This window comes from Allorhizocola rhizosphaerae (assembly GCF_003426775.1).
GTDB lineage: Bacteria > Actinomycetota > Actinomycetes > Mycobacteriales > Micromonosporaceae > Allorhizocola > Allorhizocola rhizosphaerae.
This window is the reverse complement of sequence record NZ_QJUG01000109.1, coordinates 20,819-27,768: the sequence shown is the minus strand read 5'-3', so window position 1 is coordinate 27,768 and position 6,950 is coordinate 20,819. Positions and strand designations below refer to the sequence as shown.

The following is a 6,950-nucleotide window of genomic DNA, read 5'->3' as shown; positions in this document are numbered from 1 at the left end:
CAGGACCACTTCGACGCAGTCCATGATCGCGGTAAACGGCGGCGCGCCGACTACGACGCCCAGGGCGCGCGCCGGATGCGGTACCTGCTCCATATGGAGCATTCTTACCGCATGACTCATTCCACCCCGGCCGTGTGGGACGGCCACAACGATCTGCCCTGGAAGCTGAGATGCCATGCCGGAGGCGCGGTCGCCGGGATCGATGTGCGCGGCGGCACCGGGTGGGCGCACACCGACATCCCGCGGCTACGGGCCGGTGGGGTCGGCGCGCAGTTCTGGTCGGTGTGGGTACCGTCAAATCTGCCTGAAGCGGAGGCAGTGCAGACGACGCTGGAGCAGGTCGACATCGTCCACCGGATGGCCGAGGCTTACGCGCGCGACCTGGTCCTGGCCACGACGGCCGGCGGGGTGGCCGACGCGATGCGCGAGGGGCGGATCGCGTCGCTGATCGGCGCCGAGGGCGGGCACAGCATCGGTTCGTCGTTGGGTGTGTTGCGCACTTTGCAAGCGCTCGGCGTGCGATACATGACGTTGACGCATAACGACAACGTGCCCTGGGCGGATTCGGCCACTGACTTCCCGGCGGTGGGTGGGCTGTCGCCGTTCGGGGTCGAGGTGGTGCGGGAGATGAACCGGCTCGGGATGATCGTGGATCTGTCGCATGTGCACGAGCTGACGATGAACGCTGCGCTCGCGGTGAGCGCGGCCCCGGTGATGTTCAGCCACTCGTCGGCGCGGGCAGTGTGCGATGTTCCGCGCAACGTGCCCGATGGCGTACTCGCGAAACTTCGTGACAACGGCGGCGTGTGCATGATCGCGTTTGTGGCCGAGTTCGTGTCGCCAGCCCGAGGGGCACGATGGGAACGGGACCCGGGCGCGGCCGCCGGCGACTGGAAGTTCCCACCGGACGCGCCCCCGGCCACCATCGCCGATGTCGTGCGGCACATCGAGCACGTCCGGGAGGTCGCGGGCGTCGACCATGTCGGCATCGGCGGAGACTACGACGGTTCCACGCACATGCCGGTAGGGCTGGACGACGTGAGCGGCTATCCGCGGCTGTTCGACGCCCTGCGCGAGAAAAGGTGGTCACAGGCCGAGCTGACGAAGCTCGCCCACGGCAACATGCTGCGCGTAATGCGTGCGGTTGAGGATGTGGCTTCCCGTCAGCGGTGACCTCGTGAGCGCAGCTGCCGGTGCTGCGCCGCGTGGCATGCCTACTCACCGGCGATGCGCATCAGGCCCGGCCCGGGCGGCCGCCGCCCGATCTGCCGGTGCTGCGCCGCGTGGCATCGGGCGAGCCCGTGCCGGCCTGGCGCACGGCGATGCTTGTGCGGTGACGGATGGCACGCAGCAACGCGCAGTTGAGCATGAGGCACTCGAACCCGGCGTCCTGGACCCGGCATGCGATCTCGGGCAGATGACCCGATTAAACCCGGGTCCAGGCGGTGCGCACCGCGCCGCCGGTTTCCGGGTAGCACGTCAAGCGGATGTGGCCGGGTGCGACCGTGTCGAAGGCGAAGCGGCCCAGCGCATCAGCCGAAGTCCACAATGGATCCCCGCCGCCGTGGTCGAGCCGGACGCGCGCCGCCTGCGGCGGCACGATCTGCCCGGCGAGCGACCTGCCGAGCACCTCAACCTCGATGGTCAGCGAACCCGACTCGAACGTGAGCATCGCATGCTCCCCCCGCACCTCGGCCAGCCCGTGCTGCTCGACGAGCGCGGCCAGCTCGGCGTCCGGGTCACGCCAGCTCAAACTCGCCTTCGCGGCCGCGACCACATGTGCCGGAACCGGGTCCATGCGCGATACGAGACCGTCCCAACCATCGCCACCATGGCGTCCCTCCGCTTCGCCACGTGGCGCATCCCTGTTGTTGATTCGCTCGGGCAAGCCCTCGCTCATGACGACACCTTTCGCCGCAGGTGTTCCAGACATCGGGCGCGCGTCGGGCCGATGCTGCCGATCGGGATGTCCAGCGCCGCGCTCACCTCCGCATAACTGGGCGGCGGATCGACCAGCAGCATGCGCAGCAGGCTCTGGCAGCTGCCCGGCAGCTCGCTGAACGCCCGCCACAGGGCATGGTCGCGTTCGCGCACCAGCACGTGGTGGTCGGGCTCGGGTCGTGCCACATCCTGCCGTTCGAACGCGAACATGTCATCGGTCGGCACATCTCGATTTGCGCGCCGCAGCAAGCCTAGCGCCTCGCGCCGCGCGGTCGTGGCGAGCCACGCGCCCAGCCGCTCCGGGTCGCGGATGCTGCCGAGCTGCTCGACCAGGCGTAGCCAGGTCGCCTGGTGCACGTCGGCCGCATCGGCCTGGTTGAGCCGGAACCCGCGGGCCACCGACCACACCAGACCGGAATACCTGTCCACAATGGAGTCCCAAGCCCGCTGATCGCCCGCTGCCGCCGACTCCAGCAACACCACCGTGTCGGACTGTCCTTCGTCGGTCATGTGAGTCCCGGATAGCCACTGTAGCTGCGCGCACGAGCCTGATTGAGGACCGCGTCGCGGGCCGCCTGCACGCTTCCTGTGCGGTGCAACTGCTCTGCCAACGCTGCCACCACATGTGGCGTGGCGAACGACGTGCCGCTCCACAACGCCCACCCGCTCGGGAAGGCCTCATGCCGCACGAACGTGCTCGTGATGTCGGCGCCCGGCGCGGCCAGCGTGACCCAGTCCCCCGCGTTGCTCCAGTCGCACACCCGCGCGCCGTCGTGCGCGGCCACCGCCACGACCTGGTCTGCCCACTCCTCGTCACTCCCGGCGAACGCCGCCGGCCAAAACGGCCTGTCTCGCTGCCCGTCATTGCCCGCCGCCGCGACGACAAGCCGTTGCTTCTCGCTGAGCAATGTGGACAGTGCGTGCGCCAGCGCGAGCGGCGGCCGATCGTCGAGAGTGAATCCACCCAGCGACAAATTCACAATCTTTTCATCCTGTACCCGAGCCAGCGCAGCGACGAGGTCGGCCTCGGTGCACACGCCAAACGTGTCCAGCACCCGCAGCGCCCGGATGCCGGCCCGCTGGGTCTGCCCCGCGATCACACCGATGATGAAGTTGGCATGCCCCACGTCGCCGTCCATCACGCCGTCGTTGTCGACATCCGTATCGTTCTCGTAGTCCGTCGCCGCCGCGGTGTAGGCGGTCGGCGGGAGTGGACTGTCGCTCCACACGCCTGTGTCGATCACGGCCACCGCGATCTCGCCCTGCAGCGGCAGCGGTGTGGACTTCGGGCGGGTGGCAGGAACCGGCGGGCCGAACGGTCCGCCGTGCTCGAACGGCTCGCCCTCCACCAGGCGGGTCGACAGGAACACGTGGTTGGGCGCGGCAACCGGGCCAAGCGTGCGGGCCAGCGCCGGCGCGTCAAGCGCGTCGGCCCGATAGCGCAGCAGGCCCGGCGCGAGCTCCTCGGCCCGCACACCGGCCAGCCGGCCGAGGGCGCGCTCGGTCTCGCGCTGATGATCGGCGATGACGAGCAGCTCTCCCTGCGCGTACCAGACAGGTTTGCGTCGGGCGCCGGCCGTGCCAAGGGTGCCGTTGGTGTCCTTGCGCAGCCAGGTCAGGCGGCTCAGGCGGGATGCGCGGCGGTCCTGCCACTGCCGCAGTCGGTCTTCGGCGAGTGCCATAGGAGCCTGCTTACCAGACGCGAAACCGGGTTGCGAGTCGGAATACCGACAATTGTCCATGCGACGATTCGATGGTGGACGCTCTCGCGATGGTGATGGCCGATCCGCGACGCGCGCTCGCCCTGGCATCTGATCAATGGCAGCAGGCCCATGATCCGCTGGAGAAGGCGCGGGCGCTGCGGGTGATGGGCCTGGCGGAGCGCGAGTTGCACGACGCCGCCGCGGCGGCTCGTCATCTGCGCCGGTCGATCGGCTTGGCGACACGCCACGGATTGGATCACATGGCGGCCGAGTCGCGGATGAGCCTGGCGCTGGTACTAGATGATCTAGGAAGGCCGCGGGACGCGCTGCGGGAGATCGACCGGGCACTGGCGCTGCTTAAAGGGCTGCCGTGGGCGCGGGCCCGGATGCAACGCGGTATCCTGCTGCGCCGCGTCGGGCGGGAGGCCGAAGCCCTTGCGGCGTATGGTGAGGCGCTCGCGGCGTTCCGCCGGCGCGGCGATCGGCTGTGGCAGGCTCGGGCGCTGACCAACCGGGGGGTGCTGCAGGCCTATCGAGGGGCGCTGGGTCAGGCGCGGGCGGATCTGACCCGTGCCGAGAACCTCTATCGCGAACTCGGCCTGACCTCCGCCGTCGCGCAGGTACAGCATAATCTGGGTTTCGTCGCGGCGCAGGGCGGTCACATAGTTTCCGCGTTGGAGTGGTACGACCGTGCGGATGAGCATTTCCAGCGCAGTGGCGGGCGTCCGGCGGTCGCGCTCGTCGACCGGGCCGAGCTGTTGCTGGCCGCACGGCTGCTGCCCGAGGCGATGCGTGCGGCGCGAGAGGCGGTCGAGGCCGCGCAGAGCGCACGGCTCGGTTCGCTTGTCCCGCATGCGCGGCTCCTGCTCGCTCAGGCCGCGCTGGCCGCGGGCGACGCTTCGACAGCGCGTGCCACGGCTCGGCTCGCTGAGCGCGCGTTCCGGCGGCAGCACCGGGATCGGTGGGCGGTGCTCGCTCGCTACGTGGCGTCCTATCACGACAGTCCGGCGCGGCTGCGGGCTGTCGCGGGCGAACTGGAGTCGGCCGGGTGGGCGGAGCAGGCCTTGCAGGCACGGCTCGATGCGGGCGCCGAGATCGGGCCGGTGAAGATGCGGGGACCGGTGCGGCTGCGGATCAGGGCGTGGCACGCGACGGCGCTCAACCGCCTGGGCGCGGGCGACACCCGCGGGGCGAAGCGGGCCCTGCGGGCTGGGCTATCGCTGGTGGACCAATACCGGGCCACGTTTGGCGCCACCGAGCTGCGCGTGCTCAGCTCCGCCGAGGGGGCGGGCATGGCCGAGGTCGGGATGCGGCTCGCGCTCGCCGACGGGCGGCCCCGGCAGGTGCTCGAATGGGCCGAGCGCTGGCGTTCGGCATCGTTGCGGCTGCCGCCGCCGCGCGACCCGTCCATCGTCACGGAGCTGGCCCAGCTGCGCTATGTCGCGGCCGAACTGGAGTCGTGTGTGGACCCCGGGCAGCGGGCGAGGCTGCAGCGGCGGCAGCACGTGCTGGAGGACGCGGTGCGTCGGCGCACTTGGCGGACGAAGGCACGGGCGTCCTATGTGGAGGCGGGATCGGTCGGCGAGGTGCTCGACTCGCTTGGCGAGCGGGCGTTGTTCGAACTGGTCGAATTGGACGGTCGCCTGTTCGGGCTCGCGGCGGCCGGCGGACGTGTGCGCTTGGCCGAGCTCGGGTCGTGCGAGACGGTGCAGCGGGAGAGCGCCGCGCTGGCGTTCGCCATGCGGCGACTCGTGCTCCGGCACGGCTCGCCCGCGTCGCTCGCAGCCGCTTCAACCGCCGCGCGGCACGCGCTGGGTGTGCTCGACGGGCTGCTTCTGGAGCCGGTGCGCGGGTGGCTGGGCCAGCGCGAGCTGGTGATCGTGCCGACCGGGCCGCTGCAGGTGCTGCCGTGGTCGGCGCTGCCGGGGTGCGGCGACGGCCGAGGGGTGACGGTCGCGCCTTCGGCGTTCGCGTGGTGGCGTTCCTTTCACCGCAAAGCGAGCGGCGACGGGCGGACCGTGCTGGTCGCCGCGCCCCGGCCGGCGCAGGCGGTGCACGAGGTGGAGGCCTTGCCTGGACACACTCTGCCGCAGGCGAACGTGCAGTCAGTACTGTCGGCAATGGACGGTGCCAGCGTCGCACATGTCGCGGCGCACGGGGTTTTCCGCTCCGACAACCCGCTGTTCTCGTATTTGAGCATGGCCGACGGACCGCTGACGGTGCACGACCTGACCACATTGGACGCCGCGCCGGAGCTGATAGTGCTGTCGGCGTGCGAGACCGGCCTTTCGGCGGTGCATCCGGGTGACGAGCTGGTCGGGCTGACCGCCGCGCTGCTCGGTGCGGGCACCCGCACGCTGATCGCGAGCATCGGCCCGGTCGAGGATGTCGCGACCCGCGAATTGATGATCCGGCTGCATCGGCTGCTTGGCGAGGGTCTCGGCCCGGCGGCGGCGCTCGCTTGCGCGAGAGCCGCGATCGATCCGGCCGACTGGGCGACGGCACACAGTTTCACGTGCTTCGGGAGCGGCAGCGCCCACTAGATCGTCGGGTTTTGGCTCGGGTTCGGTCGCCGAGCCGACATGTAAGCATGTATCAGCGCGGGGGTCAGCGCGCTCTGTCCTGTCATGCGTGAACCGAATCCGACCGGCGCCCTTGTCCGGGCGGCCGAAAACCTGCTCTCGCGGCTGACGGCGGCCGGTGTGCCGGCGCGGCTCCAGCGTCCGTCCGATGCGGACACTGGCGGCTTCGTCGGCGCCTGGCCGGTGTCGCTGCTGCCGGAAGCCCTGCCGGGCAAGGGTGGTGGCGGCCCCCTTCGCCTGCGGCTGCGTTTCCTGGTCTATGCCGCGGGCGGCGGCGAGTGGTCCGGGCTCGATCTGCTGGATCGGATTTTCCATGAAGAACCCCTTTATCTGGTACCAGAGGGGGTCCCCGATTCCCTGTGGCGGGCGATCGGGGCCAAACTCCGGCCAGCGCTGTTCTTCGATGTGCCGGTTCACGTGTCGTGGCCCGAGGAGTCCGCTCCACGGGTGACGTCGCTGCCCCGGATCGTCGCCGCGACGCTGCGGGACGTGTCCGGGACGGTGGTCGCACCGGGCGGCGTGCCGCTGGTCGGGATGCGGGTGGCGGTTGCCGACGGCACCGCCACCACGCACACCGACGGCCAGGGGCGGTTCACGCTGCCCGGTGTCCTATCCGGACAGCCGGTGCGGCTCGTGGTCACGGGTCGCGGTCTTCATTTCCACGCCGACGTCGACTTTGCCGATGGCGAGCCCGTCGTCATCACCTGCCAGATCTAGGAGGTCA

Annotated in this window: 7 protein-coding genes; 4 read left to right on the top strand and 3 right to left on the bottom strand. The window is 70.4% G+C overall.

Translation table 11 applies throughout. The features are described from left to right. The first annotated feature begins 111 nt into the window (after positions 1 to 111). Together DM816_RS23150 and DM816_RS45315 are read left to right on the top strand one after the other, a co-directional pair. Entirely contained in the window at positions 112 to 1,173 is a 1,062-nt protein-coding gene (locus DM816_RS23150; RefSeq protein WP_211588814.1) for a dipeptidase, read from the top strand. Between the two features lie 32 nt (positions 1,174 to 1,205). Then, the gene (locus DM816_RS45315) at positions 1,206 to 1,337 is read left to right on the top strand and encodes a hypothetical protein (protein ID WP_281274354.1); all 132 of its coding nucleotides are present in this window, start codon (positions 1,206 to 1,208) and stop codon (positions 1,335 to 1,337) included. Positions 1,338 to 1,426: 89 nt separating this feature from the next. Here DM816_RS45315 and DM816_RS23145 read toward each other — a convergent pair whose 3' ends face one another. The 3 genes from DM816_RS23145 to DM816_RS23135 are packed head-to-tail and all read right to left on the bottom strand — an operon-like array spanning position 1,427 to position 3,623. Next, positions 1,427 to 1,900, bottom strand: a complete 474-nt coding sequence (locus DM816_RS23145; RefSeq protein ID WP_246002150.1) for a peptidase associated/transthyretin-like domain-containing protein — start codon at positions 1,898 to 1,900, stop codon at positions 1,427 to 1,429. Beyond that, entirely contained in the window at positions 1,897 to 2,451 is a 555-nt protein-coding gene (locus DM816_RS23140; RefSeq protein ID WP_117212444.1) for an RNA polymerase sigma factor, read from the bottom strand. Before DM816_RS23140 ends, DM816_RS23145 begins: the two co-directional genes overlap by 4 nt. Next, positions 2,448 to 3,623 (bottom strand): S8 family peptidase, encoded by a 1,176-nt coding sequence (locus DM816_RS23135; protein ID WP_117212443.1) that lies wholly within the window; start codon positions 3,621 to 3,623, stop codon positions 2,448 to 2,450. The genes DM816_RS23140 and DM816_RS23135 overlap by 4 nt, the downstream gene beginning before the upstream one ends. Before the next feature lie 71 nt (positions 3,624 to 3,694). On the opposite strand from DM816_RS23135, the gene DM816_RS23130 reads away from it, so the two are divergent. Both DM816_RS23130 and DM816_RS23125 read left to right on the top strand, forming a co-directional pair. Next, the gene (locus tag DM816_RS23130) at positions 3,695 to 6,187 is read left to right on the top strand and encodes a CHAT domain-containing protein (protein ID WP_117212442.1); all 2,493 of its coding nucleotides are present in this window, start codon (positions 3,695 to 3,697) and stop codon (positions 6,185 to 6,187) included. Between the two features lie 84 nt (positions 6,188 to 6,271). Then, positions 6,272 to 6,943, top strand: a complete 672-nt coding sequence (locus DM816_RS23125; RefSeq protein WP_117212441.1) for a carboxypeptidase-like regulatory domain-containing protein — start codon at positions 6,272 to 6,274, stop codon at positions 6,941 to 6,943. Positions 6,944 to 6,950: the final 7 nt, after the last annotated feature.

Bases quoted from the DNA above. Each gene is read 5' to 3' on its own strand.
- DM816_RS23150 (WP_211588814.1), top strand. From the start codon at position 112: ATGACTCATTCCACCCCGGCCGTGTGGGACGGCCACAACGATCTGCCC.
- DM816_RS23145 (WP_246002150.1), bottom strand. From the start codon at position 1,900: ATGAGCGAGGGCTTGCCCGAGCGAATCAACAACAGGGATGCGCCACGT.
- DM816_RS23140 (WP_117212444.1), bottom strand. From the start codon at position 2,451: ATGACCGACGAAGGACAGTCCGACACGGTGGTGTTGCTGGAGTCGGCG.
- DM816_RS23135 (WP_117212443.1), bottom strand. From the start codon at position 3,623: ATGGCACTCGCCGAAGACCGACTGCGGCAGTGGCAGGACCGCCGCGCA.
- DM816_RS23130 (WP_117212442.1), top strand. From the start codon at position 3,695: ATGGTGGACGCTCTCGCGATGGTGATGGCCGATCCGCGACGCGCGCTC.
- DM816_RS23125 (WP_117212441.1), top strand. From the start codon at position 6,272: ATGCGTGAACCGAATCCGACCGGCGCCCTTGTCCGGGCGGCCGAAAAC.